Genomic DNA, 15967 nt, shown 5'->3' with positions numbered 1-15967 from the left:
GCGCCAATTCGCCTGGAGAGCCCAAACAAATTCTCGCACCGGCTTTCGCGCTCATTATTATTGACACTCGGCGCAGGATCAGAATGCTCCCCCTCGACCGGCGCGACCGCGCCAAGACTTCCAGTGGAGCAAACAAATGACCCAGACCGGCGCCGACGCGCTTGCCCGAATTCTTGCCGAAAACGGCATCGACACCTGCTTCGCCAACCCGGGCACGACCGAAATGCACCTGCTCGCCGCCCTCGGCCGCGAACCCCGCCTCGACCTCAAGCTCTGCCTCTTCGAGGGCGTCGCCACCGGCGCCGCCGACGGCTACGCCCGTATGTCCGGCAAGCCCGCCGCGGTTCTGCTGCATCTCGGTCCGGGCTTCGCCAACGGCATGGCGAACCTGCACAACGCGAAAAAAGCCGCGACACCGGTCCTGAACATCGTGGGCGAGCATGCCACCTATCATCTCGCCCACGATGCCCCGCTCACGGCGGATATCGAAGGCATGGCGCAGACCGTCAGCGGCGCCGTCGCCACCCCGCAAACCGCCGACGAGGTCGCAGCGGCAACGGCGGAGATGATCGCACAAGTTCAGACCGGCATGGTTGGCACACTTGTCGTTCCGAATGACGCCGCTTGGTCCGAAACCGAAAACACATCCGCCACCCCCGCCCCGGTCGAAAAACCGTCCTTCGACACGACCTGCCTGAAAAAAGCCGCTGACGCACTGGCCAAACCCGGCGCCCTGCTCCTGATCGGCGCACCGCACATCAGCTCCCGCATGGCGCAGCTCGCCCATGCCATCGGCGCCGCCACCGGTTGCACCGTCCGCGCGGAGGCCGCCGTCGCCCGCATGGCGCGCGGCGGCGACACGCCCGCGCTGGTCCGCATCCCGTTCCACGTCGACTTCGCGACCGAGGCATTGAAGGATATCGAAACCGCTGTGCTCGTCGGGTCCCGCCCTCCGGTTGCCTTCTTCGCCTATCCCGGCCGGCCCAGTCACCTGTTGCCGGAAGCCGCAAACACGATCCCCCTCTGCGACCCCGCCGCCGACGCCGAAACCGCACTACAGGCATTGGCTGAAGCAGTGGGCGCCCAGCCCGCCGAACCCCCTCAACATCCCTCGATCCCCACCCCGGAAACGCAGGCACCGATCGACGCCGAGACCCTCGGCCAGACCGTCGCCGCGCTCCTGCCGGATCAGGCCATCGTCGTCGACGAGTCCGTCACCAACGGCGCGCATCTCTTCGCGCTCTGTGGCCATGGCCCGGCGCATGACTGGATCAATAACCGTGGTGGCTCCATCGGATATTCCATGCCCGTCGCAGTCGGCGCCGCCACCGCCTGCCCGGATCGCAAGGTGCTCTGCATCACCGGTGATGGCTCGGCCTACTATACGCTTCAGGCGCTCTGGACCATGGCGCGCGAGCGGCTGGACGTGACCGTCCTCATCCTCGCCAACCGCAAGTACAGCATCCTCGCCAACGAAACCTCCAAAATCGGCGCGGGCGCCCCGTCAGACCGGACAAACCCCCTGATGTCGCTGGAAGATCCCGCCCCCGACTGGGTCAAGCTGGCCGAGGGTCAGGGTGTGTCCGCCTGCGCCGCCGCCACCGCAGGCGAACTTAACGCAGCGCTGCAAAAGGCCCTCTCCAAACCCGGCCCATCGCTCATCGAAGTCCGCATGTGATACCGCCTCCAGACGGAGATCCGCAATGACCGACAGCACCTTCGACATCGGCGCCCGGCTCCTCGCCATGCGTAAGATGGCGCAGCTATCGCAGCGCCAGCTCGCCGAACGCGCCGGTGTCCCGCATGCCCAGATCTCGATCATCGAGAAGAACAAGTCGAGCCCGTCGATCTCGACCATGCGCAAGATCCTCAGCGGCTTGAACATGTCGATGGCCGACTTCTTCGATGTCGAGCGTTCGGCCCCCGACGGTCCGTTCTTCGGCCCAGACGAATTGCTGGATCTCACCTCGAAACTGCACGTCTTCGGAGCACCCGATGCCAGCGGTCGCATGAGCTTCCGCCAGATCGGAAACGCCCACCGCCACAACCTGCAGATCCTGCACGAAGTCTACGAGGAAGGCGCCGAAACCGGAGAAACCCGACTGGAACATTTCTCCAACGAAGGCGGCTACGTCATCGAGGGCGCGCTGGAGGTCACTGTCGGCGACGAAGTCCGCGTGCTCTACCCCGGCGAATCCTACCTTTTCGACAGCCGCGTTCCGCACCGCTTCCGCAATGCCCATGACGGGCGCACGGTCGTCGTCTCCGCCTGCACCCCGCCCTACCTGTAGGAACACCTACCCCGCGCTGCGCCCGCGATGCTCGAACCGGGGCAGCATCGCCGAGAAATCCTTGCCCGACCCGTCTTCCTTTTCGACGAATCGGGCATACAGATCCATTGCCGCCTTCCCCATCGGCGTGTCCGCATCCACCGCTTCCGCCGCCTGCTGTGACAGACGCAGGTCCTTCAGCATCAGGTCCGCCGCGAAACCGGGCTTGTAGCCGTTATCGGCAGGCGATTGCGGCCCCACACCCGGCGCCGGGCAATAGGCGTTCATAGTCCACGAATAGCCGGAAGAGGTCGACACCACGTCGAACATCGCCTGCCGGTCCAGCCCCAGCTTGTCTGCCAGCGCGAACGCCTCGCAGGTCGCGATCATCGTCGCGCCGAGGATCATGTTGTTGCAGATCTTCGCCGCCTGCCCGTTGCCCGAAGGTCCGCAATGCACGGCCTTCTGGCCCATGATCTCGAACAGCGGACGAGCCGTCTCGAACGCCTCGTCGCCGCCGCCCACCATGAAGGTCAGTGTTCCGCCCGCGGCCCCGCCAACCCCGCCCGAAACCGGCGCATCCAGCGGCCGGATACCGCTGCCCGCTGCCAGGTCGGCGACCGCCCGCGCGCTCTCCACATCCACGGTCGAGCAATCGAGGAACACCGTACCTTCCGTCATCGCCGGCACGATCTCCGCCGCGACCTTCCGCAGGATATCGCCGTTCGGAAGCATGGTAATCACTACCTCGGCGCCCTTGGCCGTCTCAGCCGCCGACCCCGCCTTCGTCACGCCCTCCGGCACCGCCGCCGCCACGTCGAACCCGACCACCTCGTGCCCGGCCGCCACAAGGTTCGCCGCCATCGGCGCACCCATGTTGCCAAGACCGATGAACCCGATCTTCATGCCCAGTCCTCCCATTTGAGCCGTTCCTCACCCAGAGGCGCCAACATCGCCGTCACCTCCGCCTCCGTCACCTCCTCCGGGCGATGCCGCCAGACCGGCGAGCGGTCCTTGTCAATCAGCGCCGCGCGCACGCCTTCTAGGAAATCCCCGTGCTCCATCGACCGCGCCGTGAACCGGAATTCCATCTCAAGCGCCGGGCCGATCTGCGCATCCATCGCCCGCAGCCGCCGCACCAGTTCCAGCGTGCAGGCCATCGACAAGGGCGAGCCCTTGCGTACCGCCTTCACCGCCTCTTCCTCCCGGACGCAAGCAATGACTTTCGCCAGATCGCCGTCGAAACACTCCCCGATCCACTCTGCCCGCGCCAAAGCAGACGCCGGCGGTTCCACCGCCGCCCGCGCCACCGCATCCGCATCACCGCTCTCGCACAGCTCCGCCTTCAGCGCGTCCCATCCCGCCTCCGGCACGAACACGTCCGCGAACCCGCAATGCACCGCATCGCCCGCGTCCATCCGATGCCCGGTCACGCCCAGGTACTCACCCAGCCGCCCCGGCGCCCGAGACAACAGCAGCGATCCACCCACATCCGGCACCAGCCCGATGGCACATTCCGGCATGGCGATCTGCGACGACTCGCAGACCACCCGATGCGCCACGTGACAGCCGATGCCGACACCGCCGCCCATGACGAACCCATGCAGAAACGACACCACCGGCTTGCGATACTCCGCGACCTTCGCGTTCATGCGGTACTCGTCGCGCCAGAAGGTCCGGGCATATTCGTAATCGCCCGCCCGCCCCCGCCGGTACAGCTCCGCCACGTCGCCCCCGGCGCAGAATGCCTTCTCGCAATCCCCTTCCAGCACAACCAGCCGCACGGCGTCGTCATCCGCCCAGTCGTCAAGCGCCCGCTCGATCGCCATCGCCATGTCGTAGGTCAGCGCGTTCAGCGCCTTCGGCCGGGTCAGCGTGATCCGCCCAGCGACGCCGTCGACACGTACCGAAATATCGCTCATCCGCGCTCCTCCACCGGCGACCGGGCCATGCTCGGCGGCAGGTCCTCGTTACTCCTTGCCGCGATAACGCCCGGATCGGTCGGGAAACGCAAGCAGTCGGTCCCGCCTTAACCGGCGCCGCCGTCCCGCTGCGCCGGGCTGGTGGCCAGCCCGTCGATGAACACGTCCAGCAGGCGGATAACCGTCTCCTGCCATCCCGGCTGCTCGCGTGTGTAGCAGATCGCAAGGAACGCCCGCATGACCTCTTCCGGCGGCACGTCACCGCGCAGCCTGCCGGTCTCGATGCCCCGGTCCATCAGGTCCGACACTGCCTTCAGCAGCCGTTTCGACACCTCGGCAAAGAACGCGTCGGCGCCTTCCACCGTCGGGGTCAGCGCGGCCAGCATCCCGCGCTTCGTCGCCACCATATGGACGCTCGCATGCATCCAGCGGCGCAGCGCCTCAACCGGATCGGCCTCCCCTGCCAGACGGGTGGCGAGGTCCACCATCTCGTCCACTTCGCGCTCGTAAACAGCTAGGAACAGCGACTCCCGCGTAGGGAAATGCCGGTAAAGCGTGCCGATACCGACACCCGCCTCGCGCGCCACGGCTTCGAGACTCGCCCCCGGTCCGCCAGCCGAGAAAACGTCGCTCGCCGCCGCAAGCAGCTTCTCCCGGTTCCGGATCGAATCCGCCCGCGGTTTTCTGCTGGACTTTTGCGGTTCCGCACCCATTTCCGGTCAAGGACCCTTTCGGACTTGCTAAACGGAGGCACCCTCCGTATATTGTCATTACGGGTCACGAAGGCCCAGTCCAAATTTGCACGAACCGGCGCGGGACGAAAGGTCCCGCGGTTTCTGCCTCTAAGACACCCAACATCGGAGGGATCATGCCCCTTTCCATCAGCCTTACCGTCAATGGCGACCGCCATGACGTGCCACTGGAAGATGCGCGGGCCACACTGCTCGACGTCCTGCGCGAACGCATCGGCCTGACCGGCACCAAGAAGGGCTGCGACCGCGGCCAGTGCGGCGCCTGCACCGTCCTTGTCGACGGCCGTCGCGTGAATTCCTGCCTGTCCCTCGCGATGAGCATGGACGGCGCAGACGTCACAACCATCGAGGGCCTTGCCCAGGGCGAAGACCTGCACCCGGTTCAGGCCGCTTTCATCGAGCATGACGGCTTCCAGTGCGGCTACTGCACCCCCGGCCAGATCATGAGTGCTGTCGGCCTGATCGCCGAGGGCGAAGCCGGCGACGACCCGGAACGCATCCGCGAAGGCATGAGCGGCAACCTCTGCCGCTGCGCCGCCTATCCCGGCATCACCGCCGCCGTGATCGATGCGCAGCGCCGCATGGCCGAGGCCGAAGACGAAAGGAAACGCGCATGAACCTCTTCGACTACGTCCGCCCAGCCTCGCTGTCCGAAGCCATCGCCGCGGGCTCCAAGCCCGGCGCGGCCTATCTCGCAGGCGGCACCAACCTGCTGGACCTGATGAAGGCCGGCGTCGCCCATCCCGGCAAGGTGGTGGACATCACCCGCCTCCCCGGCCTCGACAGGATCGAGACGCTGAGTGACGGTTCCACACGCATCGGCGCCATGGTCCGGAACTCCGACCTCGCCCGCGACCCGTCCTTCGCCGCATCCTTCCCTGCGGTGGCAGAGGCGCTGCTCTCCGGCGCGTCGGCTCAACTCCGCAACGCCGCGACAGTCGGCGGCAACCTGATGCAGCGCACCCGCTGTCCGTATTTCTACGACCCCAACAGCGCCTGCAACCGGCGCGAGTCTGGGGCGGGCTGCGACGCAATAGGCGGCGAAACTCACAGTCACGCCGTGCTCGGCTGGACCGAGACCTGCATCGCCACCCACCCGTCCGACTTCTGCGTTCCGCTTGCTGCGCTGGACGCGGTGGTGGAGATGGAGGGCCCGGACGGCACCCGTGACGTCCCGCTCGCCGACTTCCACATGCTGCCGGACGAAACCTCACCCGGCGGTGCGGACCTGAAACCGGGCGAGATCATCACTGCCCTGCGCCTGCCCGCCGAAGCGGCCGCGTTCGCTGGGAACTCCCGCTACCTCAAACTGCGCGAACGCACCTCCTACGCCTTCGCGCTGGTCTCCGCCGCGGCAATGCTGCGGATGGACGGCGACACCATCGCCGAGGCGCACATCGCCCTCGGCGCCGTCGCCGCCAAACCGTGGCGCGCCAGCGCCGCCGAGGAACTGCTGAATGGCGCCACGCCAGATGCAGAAACCTTCGCCCGCGCAGCCGAGGCCGCGCTCGACGGCGCCAGGCCCTCCGGCGACAACGCCCACAAGATCGACCTCGCCAAACGCGTGCTAACCCGCGCGCTGACCCAGGCCGCCGCCGGCACGCCGGATCGTATGCCCGCGCTGCCTGCTTCCGTCTTCGCTTCCGTCAATGGAGCTTCCGCCCATGCCTGACACCATCCTGATGCCTGCCGGCCACGTCCGTCTCGGATCGAATGCCGGCCAGCCGATGACCCGCCGCGACGGGATCGCCAAGGTCACCGGCGCTGCCACCTACGCCGCCGACAACCGTCCTGACAGGCTGCTCTACGCCGTCTATGCCAGCGCCGGCATCGCTCGCGGCCGCGTCGCGAAACTCGATGTCGACACCGCCCGCGCCCATCCCGGCGTTGTCGAGGTCTACACGCCGGAAAACCGCCCGGCCCTCGAACAGGATCCCGACGAAAAGTTCCACATGTTCGCCTGGCGGACGGAGGCGCTGCAGAACGACTCCGTGCGCTACGCCAACCAGCCCGTCGCGCTCGTCGTTGCCGAAACGCTGGAGGCCGCGACCGAAGGCGCACGCCTCCTCTCACCGGAATACGAGGAACAGCCCGCCCGCATCGGCTTCGACAACGGCGAAATCTACGAGCCTGGCTCCACCGGAATCGGCGGCGCGGTGACTTTTTCCAAGGGCGATATCGAGGCCGGCCGCAAGGCGGCGGTCCGCACCACTGAAACCCATATCGACACCCCGCTGCAGTACCACAACGCGATGGAACCGCACGCTGCCGTCGCCGAATGGGACGGTGACCTCCTGACCCTCGACTGCCCGAACCAGGCGCTCGTCATGGCCCGGGACATGTTCGCGAAGTACTTCGGCATTCCCGGCGAGAACATCACGCTGCGCAGCCCCTATCTCGGCGGCGGCTTCGGGTCCAAGGCGATCCCGATCGGCCCCTACATCCTCGCGATCCTCGCAGCGCGCGAACTCGACCGCCCGGTCAAGATCGCGCTGCGCCGAGACCAGATGTTCGGACCCGTCGGCCATCGCGGCGGCACCCGGCAGGTGGTGAAACTCGGCACCAATGCCGACGGCCAACTGACCGCGCTTGAACATAACGCCACCTCCACCACCAGTTCCTTCGACGAGTTCATCGAAGGCGCCGGCAACGCCTCGCACAATCTCTACGCCAGCCCGGCGATATCGACCGCGCACAAGGGCGTTCGCATGGACACCGGCACACCGGGCCCGATGCGCGCGCCGGGCGAGGCGAGCGGTTCCGCCGCGCTGGAATGCGCAATGGATGAGGCGGCAGAGGCGGCAGGGCTCGATCCGCTGGAATTCCGCCTTAGGAACTACTCCGAGACCGATCCCGCCTCCGGCAAGCCGTTCTCATCCAAGGCACTGCGCGAATGCTATGCCGAGGGCGCGAAGCGCTTCGGCTGGGCCACACGGCCGCTCGAACCCGGCACCATGCGGGACGAGAACGGCCATCTCGTCGGCTGGGGCGTCGGCACCTCGCTTTTCCCCGCGCCGATGTTCCAGGCGCTGGCGACCGCGACGCTTCGTGCCGATGGCACCGCCACCGTTGCCACCGGCGGCGTCGACATGGGCCAGGGCGCATGGACCGCGCTGGCGCAGATCGCTGCCGACGGCCTCGGTCTGCCCGCCGAACGGGTCGAGTTCCTCGCCGGTACCTCGCTGCAACCCGACGGCGGCGTCGCGGGTGGCTCCGGCCACACGGCCACGGCGGGCGGCGCGCTTTTCGCCGCCGGGTCCGACGCGATCCGCCAACTGGCGGAGCTCGCGACCAACGACCCCGACTCGCCACTCTTCGGCGCGGGCAATGCCGGGGTGGAGGCGCGTGATGGCCGCCTCTGCGCCGCCGACGACGACAGCCGCAGCGAGGCCTACGAGGATATCCTCGCACGTGCCGGTCTGACCGCGCTGGAAGGCTCCGGAACCGGCGGCCGCGACCCGTCCATCGGCGAGCAATGGGCGATGTTCTCCCACGGTGCCGTCTTTGCCGAGGTCAAGGTCGATCCGGAACTCTACCAGATCCGTGTCACCCGCCTCGTTGGCGCCTTCGCCGCGGGCCGGATCATCAATCCGAAGCTGGCGCAGAGTCAGCTGACCGGCGGCATGATCTGGGGCCTCAGCTCTGCCCTGCACGAGGAAGGCATTCACGACCTGCGCTCGGGCCGGCTGGTGAACGGCGACTTCGCCGGCTACCACATCCCGGTCAACGCCGATGCGCCCTCGGTCGAGGCTCTGCTGATCGACGAGGAAGACCCCTACGTGAACACACTGGGTGTGAAAGGCGTGGGCGAACTCGGCATCACCGGCACCGTCGGAGCCATCGCAAACGCCGTCTGGCACGCTACCGGCACTCGGGTCCGCTCCTTCCCGATTCACATCTCCGCGCTTCTGAAATAATCGCACACCTGCCCGGCGGTCCCCGCCGGGCAGTCTACCCTTCCGGCCCGGCACTCCGCGGCGCATACGCCGCCGGATCAACCGAACCCGGCCGCCCCTCGATCATCAGTTCCGCCACCGCAGGCGCCGACCGCGCGATCACCTTCCCTCGCCGGATCACGCACAGCCGGTTCGCGCGCAGCCGAATCGCCTCGATCGGATCCTGCGCCTGCAGCACCACCAGATCCCCGTTGCACCCCGGCTCCAGCCCGTAGCCCTCCAGCCCGATCGCCTTCGCCGCGTTCACCGTAACCGTGTCGAACACGTCCCGCATGCCCACGCGCGACGTCATCTGCGCCACGTGCAGCCCCATCGAGGCCACGTCCAGCATGTCCCCTGTCCCCAGCGGGTACCACGGGTCCATCATGCAGTCCTGTCCGAAGGCCACGCACAGTCCCGCCGCCATCATCTCCGGCACCCGCGTCTGCCCGCGCCGCTTCGGATAGGTATCGTGCCGCCCTTGCAAGGTAATGTTTATCAGCGGGTTGGCGATCGCCCGGATATCCGCCTCCACCATCAGCGGCAGCAGCTTCGAGACGTAGTAATTGTCCATCGAATGCATCGAGGTCAGGTGTGATCCCGCCACGCGCCCCTGCATCCCGTGCCGCACCGTCTCGCGCGCCAAGGTCTCCACATGCCGCGACATGGGGTCGTCGCTCTCGTCGCAATGCATGTCCACCGGCAGCCCGCGCTCCGCCGCGATCCGGCACAGCGCGGCTACCGACTCCGCACCCTCCGCCATCGTCCGCTCGAAATGCGGGATGCCGCCCACGACATCCAGCCCCATATCCAGCGCCCGCTCCATCAGCTCCACCGCGCCCGGGCTGCGCAGGTATCCATCCTGCGGAAACGCCACCAGCTTCAGGTCGATGTAGGGCGCTACCTTTTGGCGCACTTCGATCATCGCCTCCGCCGTTCGCAGCGTCGGGTCCGACACGTCCACATGGCTGCGGATCGCCAGCAGCCCCTTCGCCGCCGCCAGGTCGCAATAGCGCAGCGCCCGCTCCACCATCGCCTCCACCGTCAGCATCGGCTTCAGCTCGCCCCACAGCGCGATCCCCTCCAGCAAGGTCCCACTCCGGTTCAGCCGAGGCAGACCCAGCGACAAAGTCGCGTCCATATGGAAATGCGCGTCCACGAAGGGCGGCGACACCAGATGCCCGGCGGCATCCACCACCTCTCCGGCTTCGGCCACGATCCCCGCCTCGACGGCCGCAATCCGGCCATCACTCACCGCGATATCCATCCCCCAACGCCCATCCGGCAGGCTGGCATTTCTGACGATCAGATCGAACACGGGCGCGCCTCCACAGTCCCGGGGCACCAGACCGCCCCTGCCAAGCCCCTTACCCGCTTTCCACAGCCCCGGCCAATCCACCTTTCCGATCCTGCCCGCCCGGTCTACGGTCCCCCGGCGCGACACCGGCGCAATCTGTGGGAGGGAAAACACAATGGCCACAATCGTCCTTTGCCACGGCGCCTGGTCCGCCGCATGGGCCTGGAAGCGGATGCGCCCGCGTCTCGCCGCCGGCCACGACTTCTACACGCCCAGCTACACCGGCCTCGGCGCCCGCGCGCACCTCGCCCATCCCGGCATCACCCTCTCCACCCACATCGCCGACGTGCTGGGAGAGCTGGAAGCAGAGGAGCTGACAGACGTCACCCTCCTCGGCCATTCCTACGGCGGCATGGTCGCCACCGGCGTCGCCACCCGCGCGCCCGAAAAGGTGCGGCGCATCGTCTACCTCGACGCCTTCGTGCCCCGCACCAACCAGTCGCTGTTCGACCTCGCGCCGCCCGAGCATCGCCAGCGCATGATCGCCGGCGCCGCGGAACACGGACAGGGCTGGCAGGTCCCCGCCAATCCGCCGCCGCCCGACACGCCCGCCGAAGACCTCGAATGGCTCGGCCGCCGTCGCAACAGCATGCCCATCGGCTGCCTGGGCGAGCGGTTGCAGTTCGAAACCGAACCCGCCTGCCCGCGCCATTACATCTACTGCACCCGCAACGGCCCCGGCGACACTTTCCGCCAGTTCGCCGACCGCGCCGCGACAGAGGACGGCTGGACCCGCGACGACCTCGACGCCAGCCACAGCCCGGCCGTCACAGCGCCAGACGCGCTCGCCGCACTGCTGCAGAAACTGATCCCGCAGGGCGGCTGATCGTCACCAGGTTTTCGTCACCGCCAGGCTGATCTCGCGCCCGCCGCCGTAGGAGCAGACATAGGCGGTCTGGCACCCGGTCACGTACCGGTCGTCGGCCACGTTGGTCACCGCCAGACTGGCCATCACGCCATTCTCGAACTCGTATCCGGCATAAAGATCGTAGATCGTCGAAGATGGCACCGTCAGCGTATTTGCCGCATCGGCATAGCTCTCGCCCCGATGCCGCACGCCGGCCCCAAGGCTCAAACCATCCAGCTGACCCGAGAACTCGTAGCCGACGAACAGCGACAGTTCCGTATCCGGCGTCAGCGTCGGCGTCGTGCCGATCAGCGACGCATCGCTGTCCGCAGTCACCTCGACATCCAGGAAGGTCGCCGCACCCGACAGGCTCAGACCATTGGCAAAGTCATAGCTCGCCTCGATTTCCGCACCGCGCGACCGCACCTCGCCCAGCTGGTTGTAGACCGGCCAGGCGCCCGTCACGACGTTCTCCCGGTCGATCTGGAACAGCGCGCCCGTAAGGGAAAAGTTGCCCCCCTCCGGCATCCACTTGAACCCGACCTCGACCTGCTCGCCCCGTCCCGGCTCGGTCACCCCGTTGGCGGGCGAGACGATCTGCGGATCGAAGAAGGTCGAATAGGTCACATAGGGCGTGAACCCGTTGCCGAACTCATAGGCCAGCGCCGCACGATAGGACGTCTCGCTGTCGTCACGCGTGAATGCGCCGCTGCCATCCTGCTCTGTGCTCACGAAATCATGCCGCAGGTTGACCGTCCCGATCCAGCCCGCGCCCCACCGCATCTGATCCTGGAAATAGAGGCCCACCTGCCGTTGCGTGCTGACTGCATCCTGATAGGGCGCGCCCAGCACAGGCGTGCCCGGTGCAGTCGTGTTCACCACGCTGTTGACGCCGAAGCCCGAGGCCTGGGTCTCGTCGATCCAGTAATACCGCGCATCCAGCCCGAACAGCAGGTCATGACTCACCGCACCGGTATGCACCGTCCCGTAATACCGCATGTCGGTCTGCGCGGTCCGGACCAGCGTGTCATGCTCGAAGGCGATCAGCGCCAGCGAGCCATCCGCATCGGTCGGCATCGTCGCGTAACCGGCATAGCCGAACGGGTAGTAATAGCTCTCCTCAACGCTCGCCACGCCGACCCGCCCGATCCCGGTAAAGGTGAAACCGTTCGCGAATTCATGCTCGACGATGGCCGAGACAGACGCCTGCTGCCGCACATAGCTGTCCCAGTCGGGATCGGAGAAATTGGAACCCCGGTCGATGAACCCGAACTCCGCCGTCTCTTCCACGGTCCCGTAATAAGGCAGGAAGGTCGAGCCGTTGTGCTTCTCGTCCGCCATGTGGATATTGGCGAGCAGCGTCACCTCCGTCCCGCCGTCCAGCGTGAACTTCACGCCCGGCGCGAACGTGCCGCGCAGCCCCTCGTTGATGTCGTCGTATTTCTGGCCGCCTTCGATCCGCCCGGTGAAGCGATAGGCGACGTCGTTGGCCGTGACATCGCCGTAATCGAACTCCAGCCACGCCGCCGATGCGTCGTTGATCCCGAAGGTCAGCTCGCGCACCCGATCGCCCGGCCGCTTCGAGACATAGTTCACGATCCCGCCCGGGTTCGACCCGCCGTACAGCGCCGAGGACGGCCCGCGCAGCACCTCGATCCGCTCAAGCGTATAGGGATCGATGTAGAAGGACCCGAACGCGAAGGCGAGGTTCTGCGCGTTGTCGAGGTAGACGCCCGTCTGATCTGCCTGGAACCCGCGCACCCGCAGCCAGTCGTAATCCGTATCCGCGCCGAACACGTCGGCGGTCACACCCGCCGTGTACCGCAGCGCCGTGCTCACGTTGGTCGCGTTGAACCGCTCTATCTCCTCGCTGCCTAGGATCGACAGCGACTGCGGCACCTCGTTCAGCGGTACCGGAAATTTCGACCCGGTCACTGTCGGCGGGTTCTTCTCGCCATCGACCGGCCCGGTCGCATCTTCCTGGTTCTTCAGCACGATCGTGCCCAGGAAACTGCCCTCATCTTCCTGTGCCGTCGCGGGCATTGCCACCAGCAAGGCCAGAAGACTCACGCCGAGTCGCACCCCGGCCTTTTCGAAGTGTCTGATATTCTTCATTTTTGCTACGCTCCGGCATGTGGCGCCGGATCCCCATTCGCGTTCGAACAGAGGTTTCCATAATCCAAAGGTGCGGTTTCGTATTGAACGTTCCGCCCGGCCTTTGACTATTCGTACTGCGCCAGCCACGACCCCGGCGTCATCCCCGTCGCATCCCGGAATGACCGCGTGAAATGCGCCTGGTCCGCGAACCCCGCTGCGCAGGCCGCCTCTGCAAGTGGTGTGCCCCGCTGCAGCATCTCCTGCGCCCGCGCGATCCGTGCCCTCTTCACCCACCGATAGGGCGGCAGCCCGGTTTCTTCCCGAAACCGGCGCGAGAACTGCGTCCGCGACATACCCGCGATGGAACACAGCGTGCCCAGGCAGATCGGCTCCTCGAGGTTGTCCTCGACATACCGCGTCACCTGCGCCAGCCAGCCCACGCCATTGTCCGCCGTGCTCGCCAGATGAAACGTCTCATGCACGATGGCTTCCGTCAGAGCCGAGGCGTATCCCGCCGGACGCGCCGGCCGCACGCATTCCCCTGCCAGCATCTCGCCCAGCTTCAGCACCGTCGGCGATTGCGGCAGGAAATGCGGCCGGTCCATCGCCGCGTCCGGCCCCAGGATTTCCACCAGCCGGTCCGCCTGCAGGTGAATGTCCAGGTGCCGCAGCCGCCGCGCCGTGCCGATCACTCCAAAGGTCGGGAACTCCGCCGGGATATAGCAGACCGACGCCGAAACGCCCGCTTCCTGCCCCGGCCGCGCCAGTTCCATCGCCGCGCCATCAAAGAACTGCACCAGCCGCGGATGTGGCGAGACATAGCGGCCCACCGCCCCCGCCTCGCTCTGCACCTCCCAGAAATCCACGCAGGCCCGGTCCAGCGACAGGCTGTTCAATTCCTGCAGCAGGGTGATCCCCTGAACCGTCGCCTGCATTCTCGGATGGAAACTCATGCACCTGGCCCGCTGAAAGGTTGGCTCGGCCCAAGCGCTGGCTGTCGAAAAACCTACTTGAATTGTCAGAATTGTCAACTGACACGCGGTCCCGGCGACCCGCCGGAGCCGCGCGAAATCTTAGACCCCGCCGTCTCGCTCCGGCGGCCAGATCAGCGACTGCACCGTGTAGACGAGTATCGCCGCCCCCACGGCCCCCATCGCCGCTACGCCCAGCAGCACGATCACGTCGACCGGCCCGCCGATATCGGAAATCCGCGAATGAGTCACCGCCATCAGGAACCAAACCGCCGCCACCGCGCCCACCGGCATCGCCAATTGCGCCCACAGAAACTTGCGCCAACTGACTGAGCGGTCGCGGATCAGCACGTAGAGATAGGCCAAAGTCACCACCACGGCGACGACCACCATTCCCCAGAACAGCCAGCGCCCGAAAATCTCCTCGAACACCGCGATCATCGTCCCGAATGTCATGTCTTTCATGGCTAGATCTTCCTCACGCGCGTCCGCGCAGCATGGCGTTATAGGTGGCCTTCAGTGCCACTTCCTTCATCAGCCAGCTGATCCACAGCTCCTCCAGCGGCGCGATAATCCCCGGGAACGACGGCACCAGATCGTTGTTGTAGTCGAACTCGACCAGCATCGCCCGCCCGACCCGCGTGATCATCGGGCAGGAGGTATAGCCGTTGTACGTCTCCACCGGCTCCGTCCCCGCGATCGCGGCGACCAGCCCGTCCTCGACCACCGGCACCTGCCATTTCACGCTGGCCGCGGTCTTGCCCTTCGGCACCCCCGCCACGTCGCCCAGCGCCCAGATGTTCCCGTAGCGCAGGTGGCGCAAAGTGGCCATGTCGCACTCGACCCAGCCCTGATCTGTCCACTTGTCTGCCCAGCTCAACCCGGACTGCCGGATCACCTCCGGCGCACGCTGCGGCGGGATCACGTGGATATAGTCGTACTCCATCTCCGTCTCGCCATCGGCGGTGGTAAACGTCGCCCGTTTCTCCCCCGGCTCGATGGCCTTCAGCGTATGCTGCATGGCGGTCCTGATCCCGCGATTACCGAACAGCATCCGCACTTTCTCGGCGACGATGGGCACGCCGAACAGCGCCCCCTGTGGCGCGGCATAGGTGATCTCCATCTTCCCGCGATTGCCCGCCGTCCGTGCGATGTCGTCGATCAGAAAGGTGTGCTTCAGCGGCGCGCCTGCGCATTTCATCTCGGTCGCCGGCCGGGTGAAGATCCCCACGCCGCCCTCCTCGGTGAACTGCTGCGCCGCCTCCCACGTCCGCGCGGCATAGCCCGGCCCGGCGTAAAGCGCGCCGATCCCCATCTGCCCTACGAGGTCCAGTGAGAAACCCTCGATCGCATCGTGGTCCAGTACCAGCCCCGGCGCCACTACGAGGTAATCGTATGCCAGAACCTGCCCGCCAGAGGTCGCGACCGTCTGCGCGTCGGGATCGATGGCCTCCGCCGCCTCTGCGATCAGCGTCACGCCGCGCGGCAACCAGTCGGTGGTCTTCGACACGACATAGCTCGCCGGTTTCAGCCCCGTCGCCACCAGTGACAGGCCCGGCTGGTACAGGTGATCCTGCCGTGGATCGATCAGCGTAATATCCGCGCCCTCCAGACGCCGCACCAGCCTGTTCGCCAGCGCGGTGCCCCCGGCGCCCGCGCCGATAATCACGATATTCGCATTGGTCGACACCGGCTGCGCCTGTGCCTCCGGTGCCCCGACAGCACCCAGAACGGCACCGCCAGCCGCCAGACCCAGCAATCCCCTACGACTGATTGTAACGTTCCTATCAACCGTCATAGCTTCCTCCACTCCCGC

General features: G+C 66.7%; 14 protein-coding genes. 6 read left to right on the top strand and 8 right to left on the bottom strand.

Going from position 1 to position 15967, the window contains the following annotated elements:
• Positions 1-136: 136 nt before the first annotated feature.
• Together HCO70_RS00255 and HCO70_RS00250 are read left to right on the top strand one after the other, a co-directional pair.
• A complete protein-coding gene (locus HCO70_RS00255) occupies positions 137-1678 on the top strand; it encodes an acetolactate synthase large subunit (protein WP_172291963.1) in 1542 nt (513 codons plus the stop codon).
• 25 nt (positions 1679-1703) lie between these two features.
• Complete coding sequence (locus HCO70_RS00250; protein WP_172291961.1) at positions 1704-2291, top strand: cupin domain-containing protein; 588 nt, start codon at positions 1704-1706, stop codon at positions 2289-2291.
• A gap of 6 nt (positions 2292-2297) precedes the next feature.
• Here the strand turns inward: HCO70_RS00250 and mmsB are convergent, their stop codons facing one another.
• From mmsB to HCO70_RS00235, 3 genes are all read right to left on the bottom strand, one after another.
• Entirely contained in the window at positions 2298-3176 is an 879-nt protein-coding gene (mmsB, locus tag HCO70_RS00245; protein ID WP_172291959.1) for a 3-hydroxyisobutyrate dehydrogenase, read from the bottom strand.
• On the bottom strand, positions 3173-4192 hold the full coding sequence (locus tag HCO70_RS00240) for an enoyl-CoA hydratase/isomerase family protein (RefSeq protein ID WP_172291957.1): 1020 nt from the start codon (positions 4190-4192) through the stop codon (positions 3173-3175). The genes mmsB and HCO70_RS00240 overlap by 4 nt, the downstream gene beginning before the upstream one ends.
• Positions 4193-4299: 107 nt before the next feature.
• Positions 4300-4905: a TetR/AcrR family transcriptional regulator gene (locus tag HCO70_RS00235; RefSeq protein WP_172291955.1), complete on the bottom strand. Its 606-nt coding sequence runs from the start codon at positions 4903-4905 to the stop codon at positions 4300-4302.
• Between the two features lie 155 nt (positions 4906-5060).
• Here HCO70_RS00235 and HCO70_RS00230 point away from each other — a divergent pair, with 155 nt between their 5' ends.
• Genes HCO70_RS00230 through HCO70_RS00220 form a run of 3 tightly spaced genes read left to right on the top strand, consistent with a single transcriptional unit; the run spans position 5061 to position 8861 of the window.
• Positions 5061-5561 carry a (2Fe-2S)-binding protein gene (locus HCO70_RS00230; protein WP_172291953.1) on the top strand — a complete coding sequence of 167 codons (501 nt, stop codon included), beginning with the start codon at positions 5061-5063 and terminating at the stop codon, positions 5559-5561.
• A complete protein-coding gene (locus HCO70_RS00225) occupies positions 5558-6616 on the top strand; it encodes a xanthine dehydrogenase family protein subunit M (RefSeq protein WP_172291951.1) in 1059 nt (352 codons plus the stop codon). Before HCO70_RS00230 ends, HCO70_RS00225 begins: the two co-directional genes overlap by 4 nt.
• Positions 6609-8861 carry a xanthine dehydrogenase family protein molybdopterin-binding subunit gene (locus tag HCO70_RS00220; RefSeq protein WP_172291949.1) on the top strand — a complete coding sequence of 751 codons (2253 nt, stop codon included), beginning with the start codon at positions 6609-6611 and terminating at the stop codon, positions 8859-8861. Before HCO70_RS00225 ends, HCO70_RS00220 begins: the two co-directional genes overlap by 8 nt.
• A 34-nt stretch (positions 8862-8895) precedes the next feature.
• On the opposite strand, the gene HCO70_RS00215 is transcribed toward HCO70_RS00220, so the two are convergent.
• Positions 8896-10197, bottom strand: coding sequence for an amidohydrolase family protein (locus tag HCO70_RS00215; RefSeq protein WP_172291947.1), 1302 nt, complete (start codon positions 10195-10197; stop codon positions 8896-8898).
• Between the two features lie 154 nt (positions 10198-10351).
• Here HCO70_RS00215 and HCO70_RS00210 point away from each other — a divergent pair, with 154 nt between their 5' ends.
• The gene (locus HCO70_RS00210) at positions 10352-11062 is read left to right on the top strand and encodes an alpha/beta fold hydrolase (protein WP_172291945.1); all 711 of its coding nucleotides are present in this window, start codon (positions 10352-10354) and stop codon (positions 11060-11062) included.
• Positions 11063-11065: 3 nt separating this feature from the next.
• Here HCO70_RS00210 and HCO70_RS00205 read toward each other — a convergent pair whose 3' ends face one another.
• The 4 genes from HCO70_RS00205 to HCO70_RS00190 form a co-directional block, all read right to left on the bottom strand.
• Positions 11066-13198, bottom strand: a complete 2133-nt coding sequence (locus HCO70_RS00205; RefSeq protein ID WP_253913074.1) for a TonB-dependent siderophore receptor — start codon at positions 13196-13198, stop codon at positions 11066-11068.
• A 107-nt stretch (positions 13199-13305) separates the two neighbouring features.
• On the bottom strand, positions 13306-14115 hold the full coding sequence (locus tag HCO70_RS00200; RefSeq protein ID WP_216665205.1) for an AraC family transcriptional regulator: 810 nt from the start codon (positions 14113-14115) through the stop codon (positions 13306-13308).
• Positions 14116-14253: 138 nt separating this feature from the next.
• The gene (locus tag HCO70_RS00195; RefSeq protein WP_172291941.1) at positions 14254-14616 is read right to left on the bottom strand and encodes a DUF5368 domain-containing protein; all 363 of its coding nucleotides are present in this window, start codon (positions 14614-14616) and stop codon (positions 14254-14256) included.
• Between the two features lie 13 nt (positions 14617-14629).
• Entirely contained in the window at positions 14630-15949 is a 1320-nt protein-coding gene (locus tag HCO70_RS00190; protein ID WP_172291939.1) for an FAD/NAD(P)-binding oxidoreductase, read from the bottom strand.
• Positions 15950-15967 lie beyond the last annotated feature (18 nt).

Origin of the sequence: Pseudoruegeria sp. HB172150 (assembly GCF_013184805.1) — a bacterium.
Taxonomy (GTDB): Bacteria; Pseudomonadota; Alphaproteobacteria; order Rhodobacterales; family Rhodobacteraceae; genus Psychromarinibacter.
This window is presented reverse-complemented; position numbering and strand designations above follow the sequence as displayed.

Excerpts from the sequence above, each read along its gene's own strand:
- HCO70_RS00255 (WP_172291963.1), top strand. The coding sequence starts at position 137 with ATGACCCAGACCGGCGCCGACGCGCTTGCCCGAATTCTTGCCGAAAAC.
- HCO70_RS00250 (WP_172291961.1), top strand. The coding sequence starts at position 1,704 with ATGACCGACAGCACCTTCGACATCGGCGCCCGGCTCCTCGCCATGCGT.
- mmsB (WP_172291959.1), bottom strand. The coding sequence starts at position 3,176 with ATGAAGATCGGGTTCATCGGTCTTGGCAACATGGGTGCGCCGATGGCG.
- HCO70_RS00240 (WP_172291957.1), bottom strand. The coding sequence starts at position 4,192 with ATGAGCGATATTTCGGTACGTGTCGACGGCGTCGCTGGGCGGATCACG.
- HCO70_RS00235 (WP_172291955.1), bottom strand. The coding sequence starts at position 4,905 with ATGGGTGCGGAACCGCAAAAGTCCAGCAGAAAACCGCGGGCGGATTCG.
- HCO70_RS00230 (WP_172291953.1), top strand. The coding sequence starts at position 5,061 with ATGCCCCTTTCCATCAGCCTTACCGTCAATGGCGACCGCCATGACGTG.
- HCO70_RS00225 (WP_172291951.1), top strand. The coding sequence starts at position 5,558 with ATGAACCTCTTCGACTACGTCCGCCCAGCCTCGCTGTCCGAAGCCATC.
- HCO70_RS00220 (WP_172291949.1), top strand. The coding sequence starts at position 6,609 with ATGCCTGACACCATCCTGATGCCTGCCGGCCACGTCCGTCTCGGATCG.
- HCO70_RS00210 (WP_172291945.1), top strand. The coding sequence starts at position 10,352 with ATGGCCACAATCGTCCTTTGCCACGGCGCCTGGTCCGCCGCATGGGCC.
- HCO70_RS00205 (WP_253913074.1), bottom strand. The coding sequence starts at position 13,198 with ATGAAGAATATCAGACACTTCGAAAAGGCCGGGGTGCGACTCGGCGTG.
- HCO70_RS00200 (WP_216665205.1), bottom strand. The coding sequence starts at position 14,115 with ATGCAGGCGACGGTTCAGGGGATCACCCTGCTGCAGGAATTGAACAGC.
- HCO70_RS00195 (WP_172291941.1), bottom strand. The coding sequence starts at position 14,616 with ATGAAAGACATGACATTCGGGACGATGATCGCGGTGTTCGAGGAGATT.
- HCO70_RS00190 (WP_172291939.1), bottom strand. The coding sequence starts at position 15,949 with ATGACGGTTGATAGGAACGTTACAATCAGTCGTAGGGGATTGCTGGGT.